The following is a 26,607-nucleotide window of genomic DNA, read 5'->3' as shown; positions in this document are numbered from 1 at the left end:
TCAGGGGGACCGTCAGGCGGCGGGGACCGTCCAGAGCCACACGTCGTCCACCCGGCGGGGCTCGCCGAGCAGGGCGGTGGCGGTGCGGCGCAGGGCGTCCTCGTCGAGGTCGTACTTGGCCCCGTGCACCTCGTCGGGCAGGACGACCGCCTCGACCCCCCAGTACCGCAGGTCCGCCCGGGACAGGCGGATGCTGCCCTCGGTGACGATCGGCACCAGCCCGGTCCGGCCGGCCTGGTCCATCAGCGTGTCGAAGGTGCGCGGCGGCGGCCCGATCCGCCCCCGCCCGTCGGGGCCGCCGGGGCCGAGGAAGAAGCCGGCGGGCAGCCGGAACTCACCCTGCCGGTGGGACAGGGCGTACGCCTGCCAGCGCTGGCCGTCGGGCGTGACGTCCAGGGTCAGCGGGATCGGGGTGAGCACCCCGCCCGGTGAGACGTACTCCCGCCAGGTGCCGGCGGTGACGAACTCCGGCACCGGCGGGCGGACGCTGGTCAGCAGCGGGGTCGGCAGCAGCGGCAGCAGCGCCGCCGCAAAACCCACCCCCCACACCCAGACCGCCGTGCGACCCGGTGGCGTCGCCCGCAGCCGGTCGACGGTGTACGCCAGCAGCACCCCGATGACCGGCGCGACCACCAGGGCCAGCCGGGACGGCAGGGCGGCGTTGACCACCGGCAGGTCGTCCAGCACCCCGAAAGGCAGCAGTTGGCCGGTACGGCTCCCGTTCCACTTCGCCACCGGCCCCCAGGACAGCACCGCGAACACCACGGCGGTCACCCCGAGCGCGGTCAGCGTGGCCTGCCGGCCGGGGCCGGCCCGACGCCACAGCCACCCGAAGCAGACCACGGTGAGCAGCAGCAGCGGCACCCCGAAGAAGCTGTTCTCCTCGGTCGGGTTGGGCGCCAGCGTGGTGTCCCAGCCGAGCGCCCCGGCCACCGACCGGCTCGGGTACGCCCCGAACGCGGCGATGTCCTCGGCGTGGATGACCGGGTCGAAACCGGTGCCGTGGAACCGTTGCGGCCCGGCGAAGTGCAACCACAGCGGGTACGCCAGCAGCACCCCGGCGACCAGCGCGGTCACCGCCAACCCGCGCAGGAGGTCCGGCAACGCGGCGCGGGCCTGCGCCCGGCGGGCCGGGTGCAGCGCCCAGACGGCGAGGAAGACGGCGACTGCCAGCGCGGTGAAGAACAACCCCTCGGCGGCGATCGAGAAGGCCACCGCGACCAGCACCCCGAGCACCAGCCCGCCCCGCAACCAACGGCCCGGCCGGCGCAGCGCGAACACCCCGGCCACCAGCAGCGGCACCAACCAGCCGGCGGTCCAGTTCAGGTGGGCGTTGGCGTGCGCGACCATGCCGGGGGAGTAGGCGACGAACAGCGCCCCGACGCCCGCCGCGAGCCGGCTGCCGACCAGGTGCCGGGAGAGCAGCCAGTACCAGGCCAGCGCGGTGGCGGCGAGGTTGAGGGTGAGGATCACCAGGAACGTCGCCGGCGGCCCGATCAGGTACGTCAGCGGTGCGAAGACCACCGCGTACACGGTGATCGAGGTGTTGACGGCGAGGTTCACCCCGTCCGGGACGTTGAGCAGATGGGTGAAGAGCGGGTTCTCCCCGTGCGTGACGGCGTGCCCGCCGAAGGCGAGCAACCACTCGAAGAGTGCCTGGTCGCTGGAGTTCACGGTGATCGCCCGCTGGTTCGGGTCGCGCCACAGGCCGCTGGTCACCCAGACCGCCAGCGCCACCGCGACGACCAGCATGATCAGGTCGGCCCGCCGACCCCGGGCTGTGTCCGGGGCGGCGGTGGGTGGCTGGTCGGCGGCCAGGGTCGGGGAAGTCGGCACGGAGCGGACGTTACCAACCGGAACTGGACCGACCGGTCGGACCCGCGACCCCGACCCCTCCCGGTTCGACCGGGCCGCCGACCGCCGCGCCCGCATGCCCGCCGCGCCACCCGGGCCGGTCGCCGGGCGGCGAGCAGTCCGGCCAGTCGTGCCGGGCGGGTCCATCGTGCAGCCCGGTCAGTCGTGCCGGGCGGGCCAATTGTGCAGCCCGGCCTATCGTGCAGCCCGGTCAGTCGTCGTGCAGGGCGGCGTGTAGCGCGGCGGGCAGCTCGGGGTGGGTCCAGGGGAAACCAGCCCGGGTGAGCACGGCGGGCAGGACCCTCGCGCTGGTCAGCGCCTCCTGGGCGAAGCCGCCCAGGGCGACCTTCAGGGCGAGCGCCGGAATCGGGACGATCGCCGGCCGGTGCAGTTGGCGGGCGAACTCCCGGGTGAACTCGGCGTTGGTGGCCGGATGCGGGCCGACCACGTTGACCGCGCCGGCGACCTCCCCGGCGGCCAGCAGGTACACCGTGGCGTCCAGCCAGTCCAACAGTGAGATCCACGGCAGCCACTGCCGCCCACTGCCGAGTCGGCCGGCGATGCCCAGTTTGAACGGCAGCAGTTGCGGCTTGAGCAGCCCCCCGTCGCGGTGCAGCGGCAGGCCCGTCCGCAGCCGCACCACCCGTACCCCGGCGTCCTCGGCGGGCCGGGTCGCCGCCTCCCAGACCCGGCACACGTCGGCGAGGAACCCCTCACCCGCCGGGGCGTCCTCCTCGACCACCCGGTCGCCGGTGTTGCCGTACCAGCCGACCGCCGAGGAGTTGAGCAGCACCCGGGGCCGGTCCGCCGCCGGCAACCCGGCGATCGTCACGGCCAGCGTGGTGGTGCTGTCCACCCGGCTGGACCGGATCACCCGGCGGTAGTCGTCGGTCCACCGCTTGTCGCCGACCCCGGCCCCGGCCAGGTTGACCACCGCGTCGGCCGCGGCCACCACGGCCGGGTCGAGCTGCCCGGCGGCCGGGTCCCACCGCTGTTCGTCGGGGGTACGCGGCGAGCGCCGGACCAGCCGGGTGACCTGGTGCCCGTCGCCGGTGAGCCGGTCGACCAGCCGGGTGCCGAGGAAGCCGGACACGCCGGCCATCAGGATCCGCATACCCCCATCTTCGGCTACGCACCCCCAACCAGATGCGCCGACCACCACCCCCACCCCCCACCCCCACCCGCCTCGTCCCGGTGATCAAGAGGTTTGCGTCAAGATTGATCTTCAACTTGACCTGAACCTCTTGATCAACTGACCTAAACCTCTTGATCACCGGGGCCGGCCGGCGATCCGCCGAGGTGGGGTGGGGAGGTCGGGGCGGGCGGGAGGGTAACGGGGCGGGCGGGAGGCGGGTGGGGTGGGGTGCGCGGTGGTGGGACCTATCGGGTGGCCGGGGTGCCGGCGGGGGTCGGGCGCAGGTCGGCAAGGAGGCGCTCCACCTCGGCGAACGCGTCCGCCGGGAGCGGGCCGAGGGTGAGGGCGGCGAAGTTCTCCCGGGCCTGCGCCACCGTCCGGCAGCCGGGGATCGGCAGCGTACGGGGGCTGCGGGCCAGCAGCCAGCCCAGCGCCCCCTGGGCGAGGGTACGGCCGTCCGAGGTCAACGCCGCCCGGATCGCCGCCACCCGGGCCGACCACTCGGGGGTGGGCCGGCCGTCGCGGAACCAGACCAGCCACTGCGGCGCCCGGCCCCGCACGTCGTCCGCGCCCAGCGTGCGGGTGGCCCCGGTGAGCAGGCCCATCGCCAGCGGCCCCCGGTTGAGGCTGGCCAGGTCGAAGGTGTCGCAGACGGCGAGCACCTCCGGGTTGTCGTTCAGCACCGACTCGTCGTGTTCGACGGCGACGCAGTGCGGCCCCGCCCCGGCGAACGCCCGCGCCGACCCCGGGTTGTCGGTGCTCCAGCCGTACCCGCGGATCTTGCCCTGGGTGACCAGGCCCTCCAGGGTGTCGACCAGGTCGAGCGCGGCGGACGCCGGCAGGTCGTTGAGGTGCAGCAGGTAGAGGTCCACGTGGTCGGTGCCGAGTCGACGCAGCGACCCCTCCAGGCTGGCCACCGCGTACGCCGGGCTGGCGTCCACGCCCAGCGCCCGCCGGGTCGCCTCGTCGGCGCGGTTGCCGAACTTGGTGACGATCACCGCCCGGTCCCGCCGGCCGGCGAGCGCCCGGCCGAGCACCCGTTCGCTGTGCCCGGCCCCGTAGTTGCTGGCCGTGTCGAAGAGGGTGACACCCAGGTCGAGGGCCTGGTGGATGGTGGCGACCGACTCGTCGTCGTCCACCTCACCCCAGCCGTACGGCTGACCGTCGTCGCCCCAGAGTGGGCCACCGATCGCCCAGCACCCCATGCCGATCGCGCCGACCTCGATTCCACTGCGGCCCAGAGTCCGTGTCGTCGTCATGCCGACCAGTGTTCAACCTGGAGCGCGCTCCAGGTCAAGCGTTGGCCTCCGCCCCTCGGCGGACGCCCGACACCGTGGGTGTTCCAGCCCCGGCACCCTCCGCTGTGCCCGCGGACCGGGACCTCACCCGTCCCGCGTCGGTGCGGCGCCGGGCAGCCGGGACAGGACCGGGACGAGCGGTTCGAGGGCGTCCCGGCGTACCACGAAGCGGGTGACGCCCCAGCGACGCCGGTGGGCCGCGACCGCCGCGACGATCTCGTCCACCGTGCCGATCAACACGAACGGGGTGGCCAGCAGCTCGGCGACGGTCAGCCCGATCCGGCCCGCCTGTTCGGCGGCGGCGGCCTCGGCATCGTCGGTGACCACCACCGTCTGCACCAGCGCCTCCACCGCGGGCGGGGTGTCGCGGCCGGCCGCGCCGGCGGCCACCTGGGCGAGCTGCGCCTCGATCTGGTCGGTCCGCCAACGCGCCTCGTGCCGGTGACCGTCGGCGAGGGTACGCCCGAAACCTGTCAACCCGACCACGTCGGCGTGCGCGCCGGCCCAGCGCAGCAGCGTCGAGTTGGCGGTGCCCATGGTCAGCGGGATGCGCTCCTGCACCGGCCGGGGCGAGGTCAGCCGGGCCTCCCGCGCCACCAGGTCGGGGGAGTCGACAGTCACCGGGGAACCGTCGAGCAGGGCACGGACCGCCTCGGCGACGGCCACGCAGCGGCGTACCCGGCCGGCCACGTCGGGGCGTACCCGGCCGACGGCGGCCCACTCGGCGGGGGTGTGGCCGGCCCCGACACCGAGCCGGGCCCGCCCGCCGGAGACCAGGTCGAGGGTGGCCACGTCGGCGGCGAGCAGGATCGGCTCCCGCACCCCCAGATTCGACACGTACGAGCCGAGCCCGATCGTGGAGGTCACCGACGCGGCGGCGGCGAGCGCGACGAACGGGGACGTCACGTCGCCCGGGTGGTCGGCGGCGAGCAGGGCGTCGAAGCCGACCGCCTCGGCCCGGCGGGCGAGGTCGACCCAGCCCGCCGCGTCGGTCGGGGTGGCCTGGAGCGAGAAGACGGTCACCGGCCCAGCTTCGCCGTCGCGTGCCGTCCCGGCCAGCCCGCGACCCCGGATTCTGCCAACCGGAGAATCACCGCCCACGCTCCCGACGGTTCTACCGCGCGCCCCGGCCGGGTCTGTTGCGCGCCCCGGTGGGGTCACCAGTCCGGCGGTGGGGTCACCCCGAGCAGTTCGGTGGTGCCGCCCGCCCGGTCGCCGAGCGCGTCGAGGGCGGCGGTGAGGGTGCGTTCCTCGTAGCGGAAGTGCGATTCGAGGATGGCGGACAGCCCGTCCAGCTCGACGCGTACCCGGTCGAGGGCCGCCGGGTCGTCGGGCGGTGGGCCGGTGAACAGCGCCTCGATCCGGTGGACGATCCAGTCGACCATGCGGTGGTCCCGGCTGAGCTTGTCGAGCACGGGCCGCAGCTCGGGTGCCTCGTCGGCGAGCACCCGGAACGCCCCGGCGTCCTCGCCGGTGTGGTGCCGGGTGAGCGCCGCACAGAAGCTGAGGCAGTGGGTACGCAGGCCGCGCAGCCGGCCTGCCCCGGGTGATCCGTCGGGACCGGCGTCGAGGCCGGCCCGGAGCTGGTCGAGTTCGTCGAGCAACCAGAGGTGGATCTCTACCAGTTGGTGGCCGAGCGCGGTCAACCGGTCGGCCGGGGTGGAATCGGGGTGCACGTGTGTCCCATGCTGTCCCGCGCCTCCATGCCCTCGGCGGTCTCCTTGCCGGGTGCACTGCGACGCTGGCGACGATCCTACGACCCACCCGCCGCGCTGTCCGCCCTTCCAACGCCACGGATGCCGACCCACCGCCGGTTGTCGACCCGACCCACCGTCACGGGTGCCGGCCCATCGCCGTGGGTGCCGGCCCGACTCACCGCCACGGATGCCGGTCCATCGCCGGTTGTCGGCCCGGCGCACCGTCACGGGTGCCGGTCCATCGCCGTGGGTGTCGACCCGACCCATCGCCGTGGGTGTCGGTCCTGGCCTGCCGACGGGCGTCGGCACCCGGGCCGTCAGTGTCGGCGTAGGCCGGCCAGGAGCAGGTCGAGCAAACGGCCGGCGAGGTCCCGCTGCTCGGGTCCCTGCGCCGCCAGCGACATCCCGCCCAGCCCGGCCAGCACGTCGCCGGGGTCGACGTCCGGGCGGATCGTGCCGTCGGCGACGCCGGCCGCCAGCAGCCGGGTCAGCGCGGCGACCAGCAGGTCCCGGCTCTGCGCGTACGGGTTGGTGCCGGCGGCGATCACCAGGCGCAGGGCGTCGGCCATGCCCCGTTTGGTGGCCAGGTAGTCGACGAAGCGGTCCATCCACGCCCGGGTCGCCTCGGCGGGCGGCAGTCGGGTCAGCAGGTCGTCGGCGGCGGCACAGAGCTTGGCCAGTTCGCTGCGGTAGGCGGCCTCGACCAACGCTTCCCGGGTGGGGAAGTGCCGGTAGAGGGTGCCGATGCCCACCCCGGCGTCCCGGGCGATCGACTCCAGGGTCACCTCCGGCCCCTGTCGGGAGAACGCCTTCACGGCGGTGTCGAGCAGCCGCTGCCGGTTGCGCAGCGCGTCGGCGCGCAGCGGCCGGGAACCGCGCTCCGGCACGTCGCCTCCTGAGCGGTTCTGCGACACGTCGCCTCCTGGTCTGGTGCAGTGGTGCTGACGGGTGGTGTCTCCGGCGGTCGGGTCCGCTCAGGGCCCGGTCCGGGTCTGACCCGGTCCGGGTCTGCTCAGGGTCGGGTCTGCTCAGGGTCGGGTCTGCTCAGGGTCGGGTCTGCGCGGGGATCGGGTCCGCTCGGGGGTCGGGTGGCAAACGGAGGATCCTCCGGTTAGGCTCGGAGTCGTAACGGAGGGCCCTCCACTTCTCATCGTAGCGGTCGGGTCGTCCGGCCCGTACCGCACCGACAAGGACGGATCATGACCACCGACTCGCCAGTCCACACCCCCTTCGACGCCCGGACCACCGCCCTGGAGGTGGTCCGCGACGTCGACCTCACCGGCCGTCGTGCCGTGGTGACCGGCGGTGCCTCCGGCATCGGCGTGGAGACCGCCCGCGCCCTCGCCGCCGCCGGAGCCGACGTCACCCTGGCCGTCCGGGACCTCGACGCCGGCCAGCGGGCCGCCGGGGACATCACCGCCAGCACCGGCAACGACCGGCTGCTGGTCGCCCCGCTCGACCTCGCCGACCAGGCGTCGGTGTCCGCCTTCGTGGCCACCTGGGACGGGCCGCTGCACCTGCTGGTCGACAACGCCGGCATCATGGCCTCGCCCGAGCGGCGTACCCCCGAGGGCTGGGAGTTGCAGTTCGCCACCAACCACCTCGGGCACTTCGCCCTCGCCACCGGGCTGCACCGCGCCCTCGCCGCCGCCGACGGCGCCCGCATCGTCTCGGTCAGCTCCGCGGCGCACCTGCGGTCCCCGGTGGTCTTCGACGACATCCACTTCCGGCAGCGCCCCTACGACCCGTGGGCGGCGTACGGGCAGTCGAAGACCGCGAACGTGCTGTTCGCCGTCGAGGCGACCCGGCGCTGGGCCGACGACGGCATCCTCAGCAACGCGCTGATGCCCGGCGCGATCCACACCAACCTCCAGCGGTACGTCAGCGCCGAGGAACTGGAGCGGATGCGGGCCGCCAGCGGTGGCGGCGCGGCCACCTGGAAGACCGTCGAGCAGGGTGCCGCCACCTCTGTCCTGGTCGCCACCTCGCCGCTGCTCGACGGGATCGGTGGCCGGTACTTCGAGGACTGCCAGCAGGCCGCCCCGCACCAGCCCGGCACCCGCACCGGCGTCGCCGCGTACGCCCTCGACCCGGCCGCCGCCGAGCGGCTCTGGACGGTCTCCGAGCAGACCCTGCGCGGCTGACCCGCCGATCCGCCGGGTGCCGTGCCCCGGCCGGCCCTGCCCGGATCGAGGGGCCCGACGTGCGGTAGCCGGTCGGTGCGCCCGCCACCCCCCTCCCCGCCCCGCGCGGCCCGGCACGGCGGGTGGTGGCCGGTCGTTCCGTCCGCCTCGCCCCGTCCGGCCCGCGGGTGGTGGCCGGTCGGTCCGCCCGGGCCGGCACCTGGCGTGCTGACGACGGAGGCGCCCCGGTCGACCGACCGGGGCGCCTCCGTCGAACGCGGGTGTTACAGGCCCAACTCGGCCTCGAAGTTGCCGCCCTCCAGCCGCTCCTTGACCGCGACCAGGAAACGGGCCGCGTCGGCGCCGTCGATCAGCCGGTGGTCGTAGGACAGGGCCAGGTAGACCATCGACCGGACCGCGACGACCTCGCCGAGGTCCGGGTCGTTCACCACGACCGGACGCTTCACCACGGCACCGGTGCCGAGCATCGCCGACTGCGGCGACGGCACGATCGGGGTGTCGAAGAGCGCGCCCCGGCTGCCGGTGTTGGTCAGCGTGAAGGTCGCCCCGGCGATCTCGTCCGGGCTGATCTTGTTGGTCCGGGTGCGCTCGGCCAGGTCGGCGATCCGCTTGGCGATGCCGCCCAGGTTGAGGTCGCCCGCACCGTGGATGACCGGCACCATCAGGCCGCGCTCGGTGTCCACCGCGATGCCCAGGTGCTCGGCGTCGGGGTAGGTGATCGTGCCCGCGTCGAGGTCCATGCTCGCGTTGACGATCGGGTACGTCTGCAACGCCTCGATGGTCGCCAGGGCGAAGAACGGCAGGAACGACAGCTTCACGCCGTGCCGCTGCTGGAACGCCTCCTTGGCCTGGGCGCGCAGCTTGGCGATCCGGGTGACGTCCACCTCGATCACCGTGGTCAGCTGCGCCATCTCGTGCAGCGACTGCTGCATCCGCTTGGCGATGGTCGCCCGGATCCGGGGCAGCTTCTCGGTGCTGCCGCGCTTGGCGCTCGGCTGCGCCTTGGCCGCCGGCTTCGCCGGAGCCTTCGCAGCCGGCTGCGCGGGGGCCGCCGGAGCGGCCTTGGCGGCCTTCGCCTTCTCCGCCGCCTCCAGCACGTCCTGCTTGCGGATCCGGCCACCGACGCCGGTGCCGGTGACCGAGGCCAGGTCGACGCCGTGCTGGCCGGCCAGCTTGCGCACCAGCGGGGTCACGTAACCGGCGGCCTCCTCGCCGCCGCCCTGGACGGGGGCGGACGGCCGGGCCGGCGTGGCGGTCGGGGCGGCCGGCTGGGCAGCCTGCTCCGCCTTCGCCGGCTGGGCCGCCGACTCGGCCTCGGCGGCCGGCTCGTTGTATCCCGCGCCCTGGGTCGGCTCGGCGACCTCGGGCTCCGGCTCGGCCTTCGGCGCGGGCTTGGCCTCCGCCTTCGGGGCGGGCTCCGGCTCCGGCGTCGACTCGGCCGGGGCGGCGTCCGCCGCACCGATGATCGCCAGGTCCGCGCCGACGGCGGCGGTCTCGTCCTCCGCGACCTTGATCTCCAGGACGGTGCCGGCGACCGGCGACGGGATCTCGGTGTCGACCTTGTCGGTGGAGACCTCCAGCAGCGCCTCGTCGACCTCGACGGTCTCGCCGACCTGCTTGAGCCACCGGGTGACGGTGCCCTCGGTGACGCTCTCGCCCAGCGCCGGCATCTTCACTGCGGTGCCCTCGCCCGAGGACGCCGGGGCGGCCTGCGCCGCCGGCTGCTCCTGCTCCGGCTGCTCCGGCTCCGGGCCGGTGCCCTCGGCGGCGGCCGTCGGCTCGGTGGCCGGCTCGGCCTGCTCCGGCTCGGCGGCCCCGCCGTCGTCCTGCGAGCCGGCCGACTCGCCCTCGCCGGAGATGACGGCCAGTTCGCTGCCCACCTCGGCGGTCTCGTCCTCACCGACCACGATCCGGCTCAGCACCCCCGCGGCGGGGGAGGGGATCTCGGTGTCGACCTTGTCGGTGGAGACCTCCAGCAGCGGCTCGTCGACCTCGACGGTCTCGCCCTCCTGCTTGAGCCAGCGGGTGACGGTGCCCTCGGTGACGCTCTCGCCGAGCCGAGGCATGGTGACCGATACCGGCATGTTCTGAAACTCCTTCGTGGCCTGGTGCGATCCTCGCCCGCTTGCCGCCGGCGTCGCGGAATGAGTGTGGGTCAGGCGTGCGCGTGCAGCGGCTTGCCGGCCAGGGCCAGGTGCGCCTCGCCCAGCGCCTCGTTCTGGGTCGGGTGGGCGTGCACGAGCTGCGCCACCTCCGCCGGGTAGGCCTCCCAGTTGTAGATGAGCTGCGCCTCGCCGATCAGCTCGCCGACCCGGGCACCGACCATGTGTACGCCGACCACCGGCCCGTCCTCGACGCGTACCAGCTTCACGAAACCGGCGGTCTTGAGGATCTGGCTCTTGCCGTTGCCGCCGAGGTTGTAGTTGTAGACCTTGACCTTGTCGCCGTACTGCTCCTTGGCCTTGGCCTCGGTCAGCCCCACCGACGCCAGCTCCGGGTCGGAGTAGGTGACGCGCGGGATGCCGGCCTCGTCGATCACGGCCGGGTTCAGGCCGGCGATCTCCTCGGCGACGAAGATGCCCTGGGCGAAACCCCGGTGGGCGAGCTGGAGGCCGGGCACGATGTCGCCGACCGCGTAGACGTTCGGCACGCCGGTGCGCAGCCGCTCGTCGGTCAGCACGTACCCCCGGTCGAGCTTGACGCCCTGCTCGGCGTAGCCGAGGTCGGCGGTGTTCGGGCCCCGGCCGACGGCGACCAGCAGCAGCTCGGCCTCGACGGTCTCGCCGCCGGCGATGGTCAGCTTGACGCCCTTCTCGGTCTTCTCGACCTTCTCGAAGGGCTTGCCGACCTTGAAGTTGATCTTCCGCTTGCGGAACGCCCGCTCCAGCGCCTTGGACGACTCCTCGTCCTCGGCGGCCACCAGCCGGGGCAGCGCCTCGACGATGGTGACGTCCACCCCGAAGGACTTCCACACGCTGGCGAACTCGACGCCGATCACACCGCCGCCCAGCACGATCACCGACGCGGGCACCCGGTCCAGGGTCAGCGCGTGGTCGCTGGTGATGATCCGCTCGCCGTCGACCTCCAGGCCGGGCAGGCTCTTGGCGTACGAACCGGAGGCCAGGATCACGTTGCGGCCGGTGTAGCGCTTGCCGTCGACCTCGACGACGTTCTTGCCGACCAGCTTGCCGGCACCCGCCACGAAGGTGATGTTCTTGTTGCCGCCGACCAGCCCCTGCAGGCCCTTGTAGAGGCGGGAGATCACCCCGTCCTTGTACGCATTGACCCCGGCCATGTCGATGCCGACCAGCTCGGCCTGGACGCCGAACTGCGCCGACTCCCGGGTCTGGTCGGCGATCTCCGCCGCGTGCAGCAGCGCCTTGGTCGGGATGCAGCCGTTGTGCAGGCAGGTGCCGCCGAGCTTGCCCTTCTCGATCAGCGCGACGGAGAGGTCAAGCTGGGCGGCACGCAGCGCCGCCGCGTAGCCGCCGCTGCCACCTCCGAGAATGACGATGTCGAAGGTTGCGTCGTTCGGCTCGCTCACGTCCAACTCCCTGGTCGCTTCGCTGCATCGGGGGGTCACGGCGGGGCGGCACGGGCAGACCCCACCTCGGTCATCTTGTCACTTGCCCGTCCGGGGCGCGTACCGAGGTGCCCAACGACACGTCCCCGACACGTACTCTTGGCACCGTCCTCGACGACGGACGGGGGAGAGGAGTAGCCCGGTGGCGCTGTTCCGGCGACGCAAACCGCCGACCCCGGCCAACCGTGACCGGCCGGCCGAACGGGCTGACCTGGATCACCTGGCCAACTTCGCCCGCACCCGCCGGGGGGTCGAGGCGTTCATCGAACCCCGGACCACGATGACCGAGACCACCGTCATCATGATCGCCGACGACGGCGAGTGGACCCGGCGGCGCATCGACGGCCCGGAGGGCGCCCGCCGCTTCGCGCACGCCCTGGGCATCCCGATCTACGACGTCCGGCTGATGGGCTACCCGCAGCGGATGCGCGACTACAACGAACGCCGCAAACGCCGACCCGAGCTGTTCTGAGCCCCGCCCGGCGCCGGCGACGTCACGCCTGACCGGCGACGCGCCCGGCCCCGGAAACGCGGACGGGACGCCCGTGGGCGTCCCGTCGTCGTGTCGCGAATCCGTCAGCCGTTGGCGGCGACGTCCTCGACCAGCTGCACCAGGGTACGCACCGGCACACCGGTGCCGCCCTTGGTCCAGTAGCCGGTCGGCTCACCCGAGTGGTAGCCGGGGCCGGCGATGTCGATGTGCGCCCAGGCGACGTCGTCGGTGACGAACTCGCGCAGGAACACCCCGCCCTGGAGCATGTGACCGGCCCGGTCCATGCCCGCGTTGACCTGCGAGATGTCCGCCACGTCCGAGTCCATGCCCTTGCGGACGTCGTCCGGCAGCGGCATCGGCCAGGCCGGCTCGCCGACAATGTCACCGGCCACCTTCACCCGCTCGCACAACTCGGGGGTACCCATCACCCCGGCGATCCGCTTGCCCAACGAGATCACCTGACCACCGGTGAGGGTGGACGTCTCGAACAGGTAGTCGGTGCCGTCGGCGCAGGCCCGGGCCATCGCGTCGCCGAGGATCATCCGGCCCTCGGCGTCGGTGTTGAGCACCTCGACCCGCTTGCCGTTGAACATGGTGACCACGTCACCCGGCCGGTAGCTGGTGCCCGACGGCATGTTCTCCGCCATCGGCAGGTAACCGGTCACCGTCACGGACGGCTTGAGCGCGGCGATCGCCAGCATCGCCGCCCCGACGGCCGCCGCGCCGGCCATGTCGGACTTCATCTCCCACATGCCCTGCGCCGGCTTGATCGAGATACCGCCGGTGTCGAAGGTGATGCCCTTGCCGACCAGCGCGACCCGCTTGCCGTTCGTCTCACCCTGCGGGGTCCAGGTGAGCTTGACCAGGCGCGGCGGGGCCTCGGAGCCCTGCCCGACGGCGGTGATGCCGCCGTACCCGCCGGCCCTCAGCTCCTGCTCGTCGAGCACCTCGACGTCGAGGCCGGCGGCGCGGGCGGCGGTGGCGACGGCGTCGGCGAAGGCCGGCGGACGCAGCTCGTTCGGCGCGGTGTTGACCCAGTCCCGGCTGGTGCGCACCGCACCGGCCACCGCGGTGGCCCGGTCGATCTCGGCCTTGGCGGTCGCGTCGGCGGCGTCCGGTACGGCGATGAGCACCTCGGCCACCGGCTCCCGCCGGGACGGCTGCGGCTTGGTCTTGTAACCGGCGAACCGGTAGCCGCCGAGCAGCGCGCCCTCGGCGACCGCGCGCAGCACGGCCGGGGCGTCGGCGTTGTCGGGCAGCGGCAGGCTCAGGGCCACCCGGGGCGCCCCGGCCAGCGCCCGGACCGCCGCACCGGCGGCCCGGCGCAGGGTCTCCGGGGCGGGAGCGGCACCGGTCGGCTCCGGACCCAGCCCGACCGCCACGACCAGCGGTGCGGTGACGGTGCCCAGCGTGGCCAGCTTGATCACCTCGCCGGGGCCGCCGGTCGCGCCGAGCAGGGCCAGCGTCGCGGTCAGCTTGCCGTCGAAGGCGGCGGCGATACTCTCCGCGCCGTCGGCCAGCAGCAGGGTGCCGGCGGGACCGCTCGTGGCGTCCGGGCCGGTGGTCTGACTGTGTACGCCGATCACGATCGCGTCGACCGTGAGCTCGGCGGGGTCGGTGTCGACCAGGCTGAGGGTGGTGCTGGACGATGTCACTGAGCTACTCCGGGCGGGCCGGGCCGGCCGCGTCGTCGCGTACCGGCGGTGATGGTCTCCGGCGGCAACCTAACCGCCGGAGCGCGGGTGCGTCCCGCCGAACTGCCGACGGGTCCCGCCGATGCTAACCAGCGGCGCACCCACCGGTAAGTTGCCACCCATGACGGACGTGACCTCCGACGCCGCCGCGACCCGGCTGCGCCGTTCCCCGCTGCACGCGCGGCACACCGCGCTCGGTGCCAAGTTCGCCCCCTTCGGGGGCTGGGAGATGCCCCTGGAGTACGCCGGCGGCGGCGTACTCAGGGAACACGCGGCGGTCCGGACGGCGGTCGGCGTCTTCGACGTCTCACACCTGGGCAAGGCGCGGGTCACCGGCCCCGGCGCGGCGCGGTTCGTCAACTCCTGCCTGACCAACGACCTGGACCGGATCGGGGCGGGCAAGGCGCAGTACACGCTCTGCTGCGACGACGCCACCGGCGGGGTGGTTGACGACATCATCGCCTACCGGTACGCCGACGACCACGTCTTCCTCATCCCCAACGCGGCGAACACCGCCGAGGTGGTACGCCGGCTGCGCGCCGCCGCCCCGGCCGACGTCGAGGTCACCGACGAACACGACCGGTACGCGGTGCTGGCCGTGCAGGGCCCCCGCTCGGCCGAGCTGCTCGACGCGCTGGGCCTGCCCACCGGGCACGACTACATGAGCTTCTCCCCGGCGACACTGGCCGGTGCCGAACTGACCGTCTGCCGTACCGGCTACACCGGTGAGCTGGGCTACGAGCTGGTGGTGCCGGCCGAACACGCCGTCGCCGTCTGGGACGCGCTCTTCGCCGCCGGGGAGCAGGTCGAGCTGCGCGCCTGCGGGCTGGGCGCCCGGGACACCCTGCGTACCGAGATGGGCTACCCGCTGCACGGGCAGGACCTCTCCCTGGACATCACCCCCGTGCAGGGGCGCTCCGGATGGGCCGTCGGCTGGGACAAGCCGGCCTTCTGGGGCCGCGACGCGTTGCGCGCCGAGAAGACCGCCGGCCCCCGCCGTACGCTGCGCGGCCTGGAGGCCGTCGACCGGGCCATCCCCCGTGCCGGAATGACCGTCCACGCCGGTGACGCCCCGGTCGGCACGGTCACCAGCGGCACCTTCAGCCCCACCCGCAAGCAGGGCATCGCCCTCGCCCTGCTGGACACCGACCCGAAACTCGCCGACGGCGACCTCGTCGAGGTCGACATCCGGGGCCGCCGCGCCCAGATGCGCATCACCCGCCCCCCCTTCGTCACCCCCTCCGTCCGCTGACCCCACCCACCGGTTCTGGCCTCGGCCCCCGGGCTGGCCTCGGCCCCCGGGCTGGCCTCGGTGATCAAGAGGTTTACGTCACGTCGGGCCGAAATCCTGACCTAAACCTCTTGATCACCCGAGGCCAGCTCCCGCGACCCCGGCTTGGGCTCGGTGATCAAGAGGTTTACGTCATGTCAGGCCGAGATTTTGACGTAAACCTCTTGATCACCGGGCCGGGCCGGGCCGGGGCGAGGGCGGGTCGGGCCGGGGCGGGGCGGGTGGGGTCAGTGGGTGGGGTGGGGGCGTTCGCCGGCGTCGAGGACGGCCTGGGTCCAGCCGCCCTCGATGACGCCGGTGCCGTCGAGGACCGCCCAGTCGACGACCTCGGTGACGGCCACCTCGACCGGGGAGCCGATCCGGACGGTGGGGTCGGTGTTGGCGTCGCTGGCGCTCGCGCCGACGATCCGCTCCGGGGCGTCCCACGAGTTGACCCCGGCCCAGACGTACTCGGGGCCGTCGTCGCCGGGTAGGCCGTACTTGACCACCAGTTGGGCCTCCGGTGGCAGCCCGTCGGCGAGGAACCGGGCCCGGATGTCGTCCAACCCGGCGCGGGCGGTGGCGACGGCCCGGCTCATCGCGTCGCCCGAGCGGGCGTACCGGACGTCCGGCTCGATGCCGGAGAAGAGGGTCGCGCAGGCCGCCGCGAAGTAGCGACCGTCCGGCCCGGGGTGGCCGGGCGGCGGGCGCAGGCTGAGGAACGAGTCGGCCTCCGGGTCGGTCGCCGGGTCCAGCTCCAGGCGCAGCAGCACCGGGGCCGTCGCGCCGTGCTGCTCCGGATTGCCGTACGCCACCGCGATGTCGTGGCCGGTCACCGTGGCCAGCACCGGCAGCTGCACGAACGCCGGCACCTCCTCGCCGGCGAGCCCGTCGGTCCAGTCCCGCAGCAGCCGGCGGGCGGCACCGGTCAGCACCGCGCCCCAGGCCCGGGTGAGGTGGTCGGGCACCCCCTGGGTCTGCAACTCCAGCAGCCCGAAGCGGCGCAACCCCTTGGTGGTGAACCACAGCCCCTCGGTGTCCGAGGAGTACGGGACCAGCACCCAGTCGACCAGCCGGATGCGGCCCTGTGCGTCCGGCAGCGACTTCAGCGCCGTCGCCGGGTCGAGGAACTGCAACCCGAACACGTCCACCACGTCACCGTCGACGGATTCGGCGACGGCGGCGGCCACCGCGCGGGCCGCCCACTCGTGCGCCGGTGGCCAACCCGGCCGGTACTCGGCCTGCACCACCACCAGGTGGCTGGCGGCGGCGAGCCGGCCCAACTGGGCCTCGGTCGCGCCGAAGGCGGTGAGCAGGTCCGGCGGCAGCTGCGGGAACTCGTCGATCGAGCGGGTGTCCACCGACATCAGCGGGCTGTCCAGCATCTGCGTGGCCAGTCCGTAGACCGGGTCGGCGAGCCGGCCCGCCAACGCCCGTACCGCGGTCTTCGGGCTCACCGGTGGCAACCCCGCCATCGGTACCAGGTAGGTCGCGCTGAGCGACTCCGGGACCGGTACGGGCAGGAAGTCGTCCGTGATGAGCAAGTCGTCCCCCGGAAGGCCGTGCCGGTGTTGTCGGGGCAAACGCTACCCGGCACGCCGCGTCGTCCTCAGCCGGACAGCACCAAGCCCAGGTAGACCAGCGTGGTCACCACCTCCACGAGGGCCCCGAGCACGTCGCCGGTGATCCCGCCGAGGCGGCGTACCAGATGGCGGAGCAGGCCGGTGGCGACGGCGAGGGCGACCAGCACGGCCAGCGGCCCCTGCCACGGGCGGCCCGGCACGGCCGGCACCGCCGCCAGCGCGACGACGAGGGTGCCGACGACCGGTGCGACCGGCCCGACCGTCCCGGCGACCAGCGTGCCCATCCCGTCGGGGCGGGCCGCCGGCACGCCCCGACGGCAGGCCAGGGTGATCCCGAGCCGACCGGCGGCGGTGCCGGCGACCACCGCGGCGAGCGCCGTCGGCCAGGAACGTCCGGCCAGCTCGGCGAGGGTCGCCGTCTGGAGCAGCAGGACGACCACCAGCGCGACCACGCCGAACGGGCCCACGTCCGGCTTTTTCATGATCTCCAGCGCCGCCGCCCCGCGCCGGTACGACCCCAGCGCGTCCACGGTGTCTGCCAACCCGTCCAGGTGCAGCCCCCGGGTCAGCAGGGCCGCCACTCCGACGGTCAGCCCGGCGGCGACCAGGGGTGGGGCGAGCGCGCCCAGGACCAGCAGCACCGCCCCGAGCAGCACCCCGAGTAGCACCCCGACCAGTGGGGCGAGCGCCATCGCGGTGCCCGCCGTGGCCCGGTCGATCCGGCCGGCGCGGACCGGCACGGTGGTGAGGGTGGTCAGCGCCAGTCGGAACCCGTCGCCGCGCCCCGACTCAGCCGGCACGCCGGCCGGACGGGTCGCGTTCCGGCCCGGCGTCGGTGGTGGTCGGGCCCGGGCCGGCCGGCACCGGCTCCGCGAACTCCGGGGTGGCGTCCGGCCCGGCGGGCCCGGCGTCGGGGTCCGCTACCTCGGCCCCGGCCGGCCCGGCGTCGGGATCCGCCACCTCGCCCACGGCCGGCCCGGCGTCGGGGTCCGCCGCCCCGGTCGCGGCGTCGCCGGCCGGGAGGTCGGTGGCCCGGTCGGTGGTGGCCGGAACCGTGGTGGCCCCGACCTCACCGGTCGGCGTGGCCGTGGCGGCGGTCGGCGTGGTCGGGGCGGCGTCGCCGGTCGGGTCGCCGGTGGGCTCGTCGTCGGGGCCACCATGGTGCGGGTGCGCGGGCAGCGACCCGGCCAGCGCCAGCACCGAGCGCAGCAGCGGCAGGGCGGCCAGCGCGTTGGCCCCCTCGCCGAGGTCGAGCCGCAGGTCCAGCAGCGGGGTCAGGCCGAGCACGTCGGCGGCGAGCCGGACCGCCGGGTGGCCGCCGTGGTCGACCAGCAGGCACCAGTGCCGGGCCTGGCCGGCCAGGTCCCGGGCGACCATGCCAGCGGCCAGCCCGACCGGCCCGTCCAGCAGCACCGGGACCCGGCGGGCGGTCGCACCGAGCAGCACACCGGCCGCCACCGCCACGTCGCCGCCGCCCAGCTCGGCCAGGATGTCCTTGGCGTCGCGGGGGGAGCGGCGGGTGCGGTGCAGGGCGTCCCGTACGGTCGCGCACCGCACCATCCAGGCGGCGTCGTCGATCTCGCCGTCGGCGGTGTGCACCCGACCCAGCACGGTCGGGGCCTCCGCGCCGGCCGTCGCCACGAGCACCGCCGCCGCAGCGGCCTCCGCGCCCGCGCCGCAGGCCCCCAGCACCAGCAGTCGTACGCCCGCCTCGGCGGCCTCCTCGGCCAACCGCCAGCCGTAGCGCAGCGCCGCCTCGACGGCGTCGGCGTCCAGCGCCGGCCCGTGTTCGATCGGCGCGGACGGCGGGGCGTCCACCACCTGGAGGCTGGCACCGCTCTCGGCGGCCAGCCGGGCCAACGCACCCCGGCCGGCGCGGGCCTGCCGGGCCAGTCGGGCCGACTCCCCGACCGGTGCCCCGGCCGCCGCGCCACCGGCGTGGTCGCCGTGCAGCAGCAGCACCCGGACACCGGTCCACGGCGTAGGCGTCGGCGTGCCCTGGGTGGCGGCGGCGAACTCGACCACCCGCTCCAGCACGCCCAGCCCGGCCCCCGGCAGGTCCAGGGTGCCGAGCCGCTGCACCGCCTGCGGTCCGGCGTACTCGTCGGGCATCGGCAGTTCCATGCCGGGCTGGATGACGAGCCCGGTGGCGACCACCGGCAGCGCCATGGTCGGTGCCGCCCAGCCGGTGCCGTCGGCGGTGGGTGCGGCCGGGGCCGCCGGCACGGTGGGGGTCAGCACGTCCGGCAGCGGCGGCTGCGCGCCGCCGGTCGGGTCCGCCACACCGCTGGTCGGCGCGGCCGCACCGGTGGTCGGGGTGGCCTGGGTGGGTACGTCGACCGGCCGGGCCGGGGTGGCCGGCTTGAGCCAGACCGGCTGGCCGGCGACCACCAGCGCGACGGCGTCGCAGGCGTCCGCGACGGCCCGGTTGGCGGCGCCCAGCGCATCGGTGAACGCCCGCCCCAACGGGGTGGTCGGCACCAGCGACAGCCCCACCTCCGGGCTGACCAGCACGATCCGCGCCTCGCTGGCGCGTACCGCGTCGGCCAGCTCGGTGATCGTGGCGACGTCGTCGGCCGGCTGGTGGGCCGGGTCGAGCAGCACGGTCACCCAGCCGCCCAGGTCGTCGACGAGCAGCGTCTCGTTCGGCCCGGCCGAGGCGAGCACGTCGGCGAGCCGGCGCGGGTCCCCGGCGGTCTCCTCGGTGGTCCAGCTGCCCGGCCGGCGGGCCCGGTGGGCGGCCAGTCGGGTGGCCCACTCGGTGTCGTCCGGGTCGGCGGCGGCCGACGTCGCCACGTACCGCACCGTGGGGGCTTCGGCCACCAGGGACTCGGCGAACTCCGACTTGCCCGAACGGATACCGCCGAGCACCAGGACCGTGTTCCACCCGTCAACGGACATGCCCGTACCTTAAGGCCGCCCGACCCGGCCCCGCCCGCCGGCCCGGGCCCGTCACGCTGCGCGGAACCCGGCAGCCAGGGGGCGTGCGTCCGGTGCGCTCCGCACCGGCCGACTACGCTTGCGGGGATCCGTCCCCCGGGGACGGTTGAGCGGCGAGGGGAGACGCGGCATGGCGTGGAGCTGGCGGTACGAGGGCACGGACGGCGCACCGGTCGACGGGCCGGCGGAGACGTTCAGCAGCCAGGCGGACGCCGAGTCCTGGATCGGTCAGACCTGGCGGGAGCTCGCGACGTCCGGCGTCACCTCGGTCACGCTCGTCGAGGACGATCGGGTGGACTACCGGATGAGCCTGCTGCCGACGGCGGAGTGATGGGGTACGACCGCCCGGGGGGCGAGCCGCTGGTGCTCGGTGTGCCCCGGGCGGCGTTCCGGCCCAGCCCGATCTTCCTGGCCCTGGTGGCGCTCTTCGTCACCAGTGGCGTGCTGGTCTGGAACGGGGTGGGCAACGTCCGGTTCGACGTGTTCCTCTTCGTCGTCTCCGGCTGGCTGGTCTCGCTGTGCCTGCACGAGTACGCGCACGCGGTGGTCGCCTACCGGGCCGGTGACCGGGACATCGCCCACCGGGGCTACCTGACGTTGAACCCGCTCAAGTACACCCATCCGCTGCTGTCGATCGTGCTGCCGGTGGTGGTGGTGCTGCTCGGCGGCATCGGCCTGCCCGGTGGGGCGGTGTGGGTCGACCGGCACGCCATCCCGGGGCGGTTGCGGCACACCCTGGTCAGCCTCGCCGGCCCGGCCACCAACGTGCTGTTCACCCTGCTGCTGGTGGTGGTGCTGCGGGTGGGCATCGACGCGGGCGGCCCGATCGAGTTCTGGGCCGGGGTAGCGCTGCTGGCGTTCCTCCAGCTCACCGCGAGCGTGCTGAACCTGCTCCCGGTGCCCGGCCTGGACGGCGGCAACATGATCCAGCCGTGGCTCAACCCGCAGTGGCGCCGGATGTACGACATGTTCGCGCCGTTCGGCTTCATCCTGCTCTTCGCCCTGCTGTGGAACCCGCGCATCGGCAACTGGTTCTTCACCGCAGTCTTCTGGCTCAGCGACCTGCTGGGCCTGCCGCCGTGGCTCTACAGCACCGCGCTGTCCCTGATCCGCTTCTGGCAGACCTGATCCCATCCCACCCCGGACGGGGCGGGATGGGACCGGCGCCGGTCAGGGGCGCTGGGCCGGGCTCTCGGTCTTGGCCGGGTCCCGTTGGGTGACCGGGGCGACGATCTCGTCGATGGCCTTGAGCAGGTCGGCCTCCAGGGTCACCCCGGCCGCCTTGACGTTGTCGTGCACCTGGTCGGGGCGGGACGCGCCGATGATCGCCGAGGCGACGTTGGGGTTCTGCAACACCCAGGCGACGGCGAGCTGCGGCATAGTCAGCCCGGCCTGCTCGGCGAGCGGCTTGAGCTGCTGCACCCGGGTCAGCACCTCGTCGCCCAGCCACTGCGCGATGAAGTTGGCACCGGACTTCTCGTCGGTGGCCCGGGAACCGGCCGGCGGCGGCTGGCCCGGCAGGTACTTGCCGGACAGCACCCCCTGGGCCATCGGCGACCAGACGATCTGGGAGATGCCCAGCTCCTCGCTGGCGGGCACCACCTCGGCCTCGATGACCCGCCACAGCATCGAGTACTGCGGCTGGTTGGACACCAGCGGGATGCGCAGTTCCCGGGCGAGGGCGTGCGCCTCGCGCAGCTGTGACGCCTTCCACTCCGACACACCGATGTAGTGCGCCTTGCCGGCACGTACGACGTCGGCGAACGCCTCCATCGTCTCCTCCAGCGGCGTGCTGTAGTCGTACCGGTGGGCCTGGTAGAGGTCCACGTGGTCGGTCTGGAGGCGGCGTAGCGAACCGTTGATCGACTCCATGATGTGTTTGCGGGACAGGCCACGGTCGTTGCGGCCGGGGCCGGTCGGCCAGTAGACCTTGGTGAAGATCTCCAACCCCTCCCGGCGCTCCCCGGCGAGGGCCTTGCCGAGCACCGTCTCGGCGCGCGTGCCGGCGTAGACGTCGGCGGTGTCGAAGGTGGTGATGCCGTTGTCCAGGGCGGCCCGGACACACGCCAGCGCCGCCTCCTCCTCGACCTGGGAACCGTGGGTGATCCAGTTGCCGTACGAGATCTCACTGACCATGAGGCCCGAGCGGCCAAGGTGTCGGAATTCCATCCTGCGACCCTAGCCCCGACCGGCCCCGGGCACCCGCCGACGCGGTCGGGCGTCAGAGCACCGGGTGGGTGTCAGTGCACCGCATGGGCGTCGGCGCACCGGGTGGGTGTCAGAGCACCGGGTGGGTATCGGCGAGCAGCCTGTCGATCTCCGCCACCACCGTGTCCCAGTCGGGGTGCACCGGGGGGATCAGCGGTTCGCCCCGCCGGTCCAACGCCCCCCAGTGGCTCATCCCGTCGCCGATCAGGAACGCCACCGGGTGGATCACCAACGCCGGGTGCACCGGCCGGACCAGCACCGCGCCGGTGCGGTCGAGCACGCCCCGGCGGCCGGCCAGCTCCACCACGGCCAGCCCCTCGTCGGTGAAGCCGTCGAGCCGGCGACCGTCGGACAGCATCGTGTCGAGCCCGTGGTAGCGCGGGGGGACGACCAGTCGACCGTGCCGGTCCACCGCCCCCCAGCCGCCCCGCCGTACGGCCGCCACCCCGGCCCGGAACGGTCGTACCTCCTCGAATCCCGCCGGCACCACCACTGTCCCGTCGGGCTCGATCGCCGACCAGTCCGCGTCGCCGCCCTGCGACACCCAGGCCAGGCCGTCGGAGAAGGCCAGCACCCGGGCGTACGCGGTGTCGAGCCGGGTGACGCCCGACTCGTCGATCAGCTCCCAGCCGGCCTGGTCGGGGTGGCGTACCCAGGCCAGCCGCTCGTGGAACGGCTGCGCCTCGGCGTAGCGGTAGTCGACGACGAGGTCACCGTCGGTGTCCGCGTACCCCCAGCGGCCCCGGCCGTCCTGGGTGGGCCGCGGGGAGCGGCGGCCGTGCCGCACCTCGTCACGGCTGCGTGGGTACGGCCCGAACCCCTCCCGGGCCACCGCCCGCGCGTACACCGCGTCCAGCGCCACCCCGATCCGCTCGGTCAGCTCCGGATCGTCGGCCCGGTGCAGGTCGAGGGCCCGCTCGAAGTGCCCGCACGCCTCGATCAACCGGCCCTGGTCATAGCAGCACCGGCCGGCGTGTTCGTGCAGGGCCGACCGCAGCCGGTCCGGCAGCTCCGTCGAGTTCGCCTCGGCGAAGAGCCGGTCGGCCTCGGCGAACTCACCCTTCCAGCGCAGCGCCTCGGCCAGCCGCGCCCGGGCCAGCGCGGTACGCCGCAGTTCACCGGTCGCCTCGGCGTAGGTCAGCGCGAGCCGGCCGTCGGCCACCGCGTCGGCGAGGTCGCCGACCAGCCGGGAGAGCACCGCCCGGAGACTGAGCAGCCGGGCCCGGGCCCGGTTGTCCAGGGCCGAGGCGAGCTTCTCGGTCAACCGGCGGCGGATGAGTCGTAGTTCGGTCGGGTCGTCGACCACCTCGCGCAGGGTCTGCGGGTCCAGCTGCCACCGGTAGCCGGCCAGCGCCTGCTCCGGATCGCCCTGGGGCAGGTGCGTCGACGCGGCCTGCCGGGCAGCAGCGGCACCGTCCGTGGCCGGGACCAGCTCGGGTGCCGCAGCCTGTTCGGCAGTGCCGGACCGGTCCGTGGTCGAGGTCTGCCCGGTGGTCGTGATCTGCCCGGTGGTCGTGGCCCCTTCGGGAGCCGTGTTCCGTTCCGTGCTGGTGGTCGGGTTCGTGGTCGTGGCTCGTCCCGGAGCCGGGGGCCGGTCCGGAGATGACGTCCGGTCCAGGCCGCCGACGACCGTCGCCGCCAGGCTGGTGGTCTCCGGCTGGACCCCGGTAGCGGTCTGCTGGACCACGGTGGTGTCCGGTCGGGTCCCGGTGGTGGCCGGCTCCGGTGTGCCACCGGCCGGCCCGACGGCGTCGGCCACCGCGTCGGTGGCGGGCGCGGCGGTTGCCCGTGCGAGGTCGCCCGGCGGAACTCCGGCGGCGGTCGACGCTGCCGTGGCGTTCGACACCCCCGCGCTGGTCGGTGCCGGGGTGTCGACCGGTGCTGTGGTGTCGACCGGTGCTGTGGTGCCGGGCGGTGGCGTGGTGCCGGCCCGTGCGGGGGTACCGGGCGGTGGCGTGGTGCCCGGCAACGTTGCGGTGTCGGGCGGCGTGGGAGCGGTGGTCGCCGCCGCGGCGGCACTCGCGCCCGTGGCGGTACCGGTGGCCGGATCGTCGTCGGTCGGTCCGATTTCGTCCGTGCCGGTGCCGTCCGCGACAGGGGCGGTCGGGCGGGTGCCGGCAACCGTGCCGGGGCCGGCCGTGCCGGGGTCAGTTGACGGAGGCAGCCCGGTCCCACCCGGGGGGCCGGCGAGTGGGGACGGGGCGTCCCGACCGGCGGTCGGCAGGGGACCACGGTCGGGACCGGGTCGGATGCCGGAGGCGCCGGAACTGGTCGCCAGGTCCACCGGCCCCGTTTCGCGCTCGGCGAGCCCGTGGGCGGCCGACCCCGTTTCGCGGTCGACGACGGTCGGCCGCCCACGGGTGTCGGCGGCGTCGGCTACCGGGGTCTCCGGCCGGTCCTCGGCGGGAGGGGGAGCGATGGGCGGGGTCGGCCGGCCAGCGGCGGCGGGGGCCGGCGAGCGGGGGGCCCGGACCTCCGTGCCCTCCGCCCGTGACACGTCCGAGGGGGGTGGGGTGGAGGCCGGTCGACCGGTGCGCGGTGCCGGCGGCTCGACCGTGGCGGGCGCTGCGCCGCCCGACGCGGTCGGCCTGTGCGACACGGTCTGGTCGGGCGGCGTGGGCGTGGGGCCGGGCGGCGTGGGCGTCGGGCGGGATGGCGTGGGCGTCGGGCGGGGCGGTGTCGTGGTTGGGCCGGGCGGTGTGGTCGGGCTGGACGGTGCGGCGGGCGTGGTTGGTGCGGAGGCCGAGCGGCCGGGTTGGAACCAGGCTGCGGCACCCCCGGACGTGGTACGGGCAGCGGTGTCCCGGTGGTCGGTCGGGTCGGGTTCCGGCGTCGGTGGGACGTACCGGCGTGGTCGGTCCGGGGTGATCTCCAGAGCGGTCCGGTCGGTTGCGGAGTCACCCGTGGCCGCCGCCGGGGTCCGCCCGGGAACGGCCCGGTCGGTTCCGGACCCCGTGGTGGGCCGGTCGGCCGGCGGGGTGGCCGGCGTGGGCTGGCGGAACTCGAGGTGCAACCGGGCGGCCGGCGGCGCCGAAACGGGGGCGGTCTCGTCCGGGTCGGGCGCGGGCGACCACCGGTCGGTGCGGCGCTGCCGGGTCGGCAGGTCGGCCGGCGGTACGGGCGGGCCCGGCGGCACCGGGCCGGGCCGCCCGACGCCCGGGTTGGTGGCGTCGGCGTGGCCCGGGCGGGCAGTGGCGGGGTGCTCGTCGGGCTGCGCCGGGGGCGGGCCGGGACGGGGACCCCACGGGCCGGACGGGGCAGGCGGGGCGGGGGGCCGGGTCGGCTCCGCCGGGTGGCGTTCCGGCCGGGAGTACGGCTGCCGGACGTCGCGACCGTGCTCCGCTTCCCGGGCGGGGCGCAGCGGCTCCGCCCGGTCGGTGCCGGAGGTGTTCCCCGGCTCGCGGGGCGGTGTGACCACCTCGCGGGAGCGTAGGTCGGGGTACGACTCGCTGCGCACGGCCGCCTCGCGTGGGTCCGGCGACCGGCGCTCGTCGGGCCCGCGCGGGTGCTGCCAACGCTCCTCGGGAATGGGGGCCATCGCCCCTCGGCCGCCGTCGGGCGGGCGGTGCCGTGGGGCGTCCCCGGGCAGGCGGTACCGCTGGTCGTCGTGGCTGTGCGCGGCGGGTCGTTCGTCTTCCCGGCGGGGGGACCGCAGCGGGTCGTCGTCGCGGAACCGGGGTGGCAGGTCCCGTCCGGTCGGTGCCGGCCGGGCCGGGAGAGGTTCGTACCCACCGGTGGTGCGGTGCTGCGCGCCGTTGCCGGCCCGCTGGTCGGGATCGGCGAAGTCCTCGGCGGTCAGCCGGTCGTAGTCGGTGGTGCGACGGTCGGCGCTGGGGCGTTCCCCGGTGACCCGGCGGCGGGGCGGGTTCTGCGTCGGGGCGGCCCCCCAGCCTGGTTCGGTGGACCGGTCGGGCCGGGCACCGTGGGGCGGCTCGTGGCGGGGGGCGGGGGATACCGGCGGGCGGCCGGGGGAGACCGGCGTGACACCGGGGGCGGTGCGGTCCTGGCGGGGCGGGGCGTCGTGCCGGCCAATGTCGTCGTGCCGGCCAGCGTCGTGCCGGCCAACGTCGTCGTGCCGGTCGGTGTCGTGCCGGTCGCCGCCGGCCCGGTCGCGGTGCCACCCGGTCGGGGCCGGCTCGGCGGTGCCGCGCCGCCGGTCGGACCAGTTGGTCCGACCGGTCTGCCGGTCCAGGGCCGACAGTGCGTCGTACCGGTCGGGTACGTGCCGGTCCGCTGCGGGCTGACGGCGTTCCCGCTGCCAGATCGGCTCGTCCGGGAGCCGCCGGTACGCGTCGTCGGTCGGTCGCCGGTACGCGTCGTGGTCGGTGCGCGGTTCGCCACGGCGGTTCGTCTGGTCGTCCTGCTGGTCGGCCCAGGACCGGCCGAGGTAGGTGCCGTCGGGGCGGGTCGGGGCGAGCGGGGGCACCTCGGCGCGACCGGAGGCGGCGACCCGCCCCCGGGGGTCGGCGTACTGGCTGCCGATGTCGCCGGGGTAGCGCTGGCCGGGGAACTGGGGATGCCATTCGCCGGTCGGCTCGATCACCCAGGCGGGTTCCGGCGGGGCGTCCCAACGGTCGGGCCAACCGCCCGTCATCGGGGGGCTCCGTGGCCACGCGTGCGGCGCGGTCCGATGCCCGGCTCGCGTCGCTCGCTCACGGCGGTGTCACCTCGTTGCAAATTGTCGTGCGGGGCGCTCCGGGATGCCGGT

General features: G+C 74.8%; 19 protein-coding genes. 5 read left to right on the top strand and 14 right to left on the bottom strand.

Annotated elements, in window-relative coordinates; all coding sequences use genetic code 11:
* Window positions 1-12: 12 nt before the first annotated feature.
* The 6 genes from JQN83_RS20500 to JQN83_RS20475 form a co-directional block, all read right to left on the bottom strand.
* Window positions 13-1,836: a DUF6311 domain-containing protein gene (locus JQN83_RS20500; RefSeq protein WP_208568755.1), complete on the bottom strand. Its 1,824-nt coding sequence runs from the start codon at window positions 1,834-1,836 to the stop codon at window positions 13-15.
* A gap of 229 nt (window positions 1,837-2,065) precedes the next feature.
* Window positions 2,066-2,968: a TIGR01777 family oxidoreductase gene (locus JQN83_RS20495; RefSeq protein ID WP_208568754.1), complete on the bottom strand. Its 903-nt coding sequence runs from the start codon at window positions 2,966-2,968 to the stop codon at window positions 2,066-2,068.
* A 266-nt stretch (window positions 2,969-3,234) separates the two neighbouring features.
* Window positions 3,235-4,248 carry an aldo/keto reductase gene (locus JQN83_RS20490; RefSeq protein WP_208568753.1) on the bottom strand — a complete coding sequence of 338 codons (1,014 nt, stop codon included), beginning with the start codon at window positions 4,246-4,248 and terminating at the stop codon, window positions 3,235-3,237.
* Between the two features lie 123 nt (window positions 4,249-4,371).
* Complete coding sequence (locus JQN83_RS20485) at window positions 4,372-5,310, bottom strand: LLM class flavin-dependent oxidoreductase (protein WP_208568752.1); 939 nt, start codon at window positions 5,308-5,310, stop codon at window positions 4,372-4,374.
* A 134-nt stretch (window positions 5,311-5,444) separates the two neighbouring features.
* Complete coding sequence (locus tag JQN83_RS33205) at window positions 5,445-5,963, bottom strand: hemerythrin domain-containing protein (protein ID WP_307799483.1); 519 nt, start codon at window positions 5,961-5,963, stop codon at window positions 5,445-5,447.
* A 338-nt stretch (window positions 5,964-6,301) separates the two neighbouring features.
* Complete coding sequence (locus tag JQN83_RS20475; RefSeq protein ID WP_307799482.1) at window positions 6,302-6,898, bottom strand: TetR/AcrR family transcriptional regulator; 597 nt, start codon at window positions 6,896-6,898, stop codon at window positions 6,302-6,304.
* A 285-nt stretch (window positions 6,899-7,183) separates the two neighbouring features.
* On the opposite strand from JQN83_RS20475, the gene JQN83_RS20470 reads away from it, so the two are divergent.
* Complete coding sequence (locus tag JQN83_RS20470) at window positions 7,184-8,128, top strand: SDR family NAD(P)-dependent oxidoreductase (RefSeq protein WP_208568750.1); 945 nt, start codon at window positions 7,184-7,186, stop codon at window positions 8,126-8,128.
* Window positions 8,129-8,391: 263 nt separating this feature from the next.
* On the opposite strand, the gene sucB is transcribed toward JQN83_RS20470, so the two are convergent.
* The gene (gene sucB / locus JQN83_RS20465; protein WP_208568749.1) at window positions 8,392-10,212 is read right to left on the bottom strand and encodes a 2-oxoglutarate dehydrogenase, E2 component, dihydrolipoamide succinyltransferase; all 1,821 of its coding nucleotides are present in this window, start codon (window positions 10,210-10,212) and stop codon (window positions 8,392-8,394) included.
* A 71-nt stretch (window positions 10,213-10,283) separates the two neighbouring features.
* Window positions 10,284-11,711, bottom strand: coding sequence for a dihydrolipoyl dehydrogenase (lpdA, locus tag JQN83_RS20460; RefSeq protein WP_208568748.1), 1,428 nt, complete (start codon window positions 11,709-11,711; stop codon window positions 10,284-10,286).
* 142 nt (window positions 11,712-11,853) lie between these two features.
* Between lpdA and JQN83_RS20455 the strand changes: the two genes are divergently transcribed.
* Complete coding sequence (locus JQN83_RS20455; protein ID WP_208568747.1) at window positions 11,854-12,183, top strand: hypothetical protein; 330 nt, start codon at window positions 11,854-11,856, stop codon at window positions 12,181-12,183.
* A 104-nt stretch (window positions 12,184-12,287) separates the two neighbouring features.
* Here the strand turns inward: JQN83_RS20455 and JQN83_RS20450 are convergent, their stop codons facing one another.
* Window positions 12,288-13,859 carry a leucyl aminopeptidase gene (locus JQN83_RS20450; RefSeq protein ID WP_208568746.1) on the bottom strand — a complete coding sequence of 524 codons (1,572 nt, stop codon included), beginning with the start codon at window positions 13,857-13,859 and terminating at the stop codon, window positions 12,288-12,290.
* A 160-nt stretch (window positions 13,860-14,019) separates the two neighbouring features.
* On the opposite strand from JQN83_RS20450, the gene gcvT reads away from it, so the two are divergent.
* Window positions 14,020-15,150: a glycine cleavage system aminomethyltransferase GcvT gene (gene gcvT / locus JQN83_RS20445; RefSeq protein WP_208568745.1), complete on the top strand. Its 1,131-nt coding sequence runs from the start codon at window positions 14,020-14,022 to the stop codon at window positions 15,148-15,150.
* A gap of 266 nt (window positions 15,151-15,416) precedes the next feature.
* On the opposite strand, the gene JQN83_RS20440 is transcribed toward gcvT, so the two are convergent.
* From JQN83_RS20440 to JQN83_RS20430, 3 genes are all read right to left on the bottom strand, one after another.
* Window positions 15,417-16,712, bottom strand: a complete 1,296-nt coding sequence (locus JQN83_RS20440) for a DUF2314 domain-containing protein (RefSeq protein WP_208568744.1) — start codon at window positions 16,710-16,712, stop codon at window positions 15,417-15,419.
* 65 nt (window positions 16,713-16,777) lie between these two features.
* Window positions 16,778-17,551 carry an adenosylcobinamide-GDP ribazoletransferase gene (cobS, locus tag JQN83_RS20435; RefSeq protein WP_208568743.1) on the bottom strand — a complete coding sequence of 258 codons (774 nt, stop codon included), beginning with the start codon at window positions 17,549-17,551 and terminating at the stop codon, window positions 16,778-16,780.
* Window positions 17,541-19,652, bottom strand: a complete 2,112-nt coding sequence (locus JQN83_RS20430; protein ID WP_208568742.1) for a bifunctional adenosylcobinamide kinase/adenosylcobinamide-phosphate guanylyltransferase — start codon at window positions 19,650-19,652, stop codon at window positions 17,541-17,543. Before JQN83_RS20430 ends, cobS begins: the two co-directional genes overlap by 11 nt.
* 169 nt (window positions 19,653-19,821) lie before the next feature.
* Here JQN83_RS20430 and JQN83_RS20425 point away from each other — a divergent pair, with 169 nt between their 5' ends.
* Together JQN83_RS20425 and JQN83_RS20420 are read left to right on the top strand one after the other, a co-directional pair.
* A complete protein-coding gene (locus tag JQN83_RS20425; RefSeq protein ID WP_208568741.1) occupies window positions 19,822-20,022 on the top strand; it encodes a hypothetical protein in 201 nt (66 codons plus the stop codon).
* On the top strand, window positions 20,022-20,819 hold the full coding sequence (locus tag JQN83_RS20420) for a site-2 protease family protein (protein WP_208568740.1): 798 nt from the start codon (window positions 20,022-20,024) through the stop codon (window positions 20,817-20,819). The genes JQN83_RS20425 and JQN83_RS20420 overlap by 1 nt, the downstream gene beginning before the upstream one ends.
* A 42-nt stretch (window positions 20,820-20,861) precedes the next feature.
* Here JQN83_RS20420 and JQN83_RS20415 read toward each other — a convergent pair whose 3' ends face one another.
* Together JQN83_RS20415 and JQN83_RS20410 are read right to left on the bottom strand one after the other, a co-directional pair.
* Entirely contained in the window at window positions 20,862-21,860 is a 999-nt protein-coding gene (locus JQN83_RS20415) for an aldo/keto reductase family protein (RefSeq protein ID WP_208568739.1), read from the bottom strand.
* 109 nt (window positions 21,861-21,969) lie between these two features.
* Window positions 21,970-26,493 carry a WG repeat-containing protein gene (locus tag JQN83_RS20410; RefSeq protein WP_244252848.1) on the bottom strand — a complete coding sequence of 1,508 codons (4,524 nt, stop codon included), beginning with the start codon at window positions 26,491-26,493 and terminating at the stop codon, window positions 21,970-21,972.
* Window positions 26,494-26,607 lie beyond the last annotated feature (114 nt).

The sequence above is a fragment of the Micromonospora antibiotica genome (assembly GCF_017599305.1).
Taxonomy (GTDB): Bacteria; Actinomycetota; Actinomycetes; order Mycobacteriales; family Micromonosporaceae; genus Micromonospora; species Micromonospora antibiotica.
This window is presented reverse-complemented; position numbering and strand designations above follow the sequence as displayed.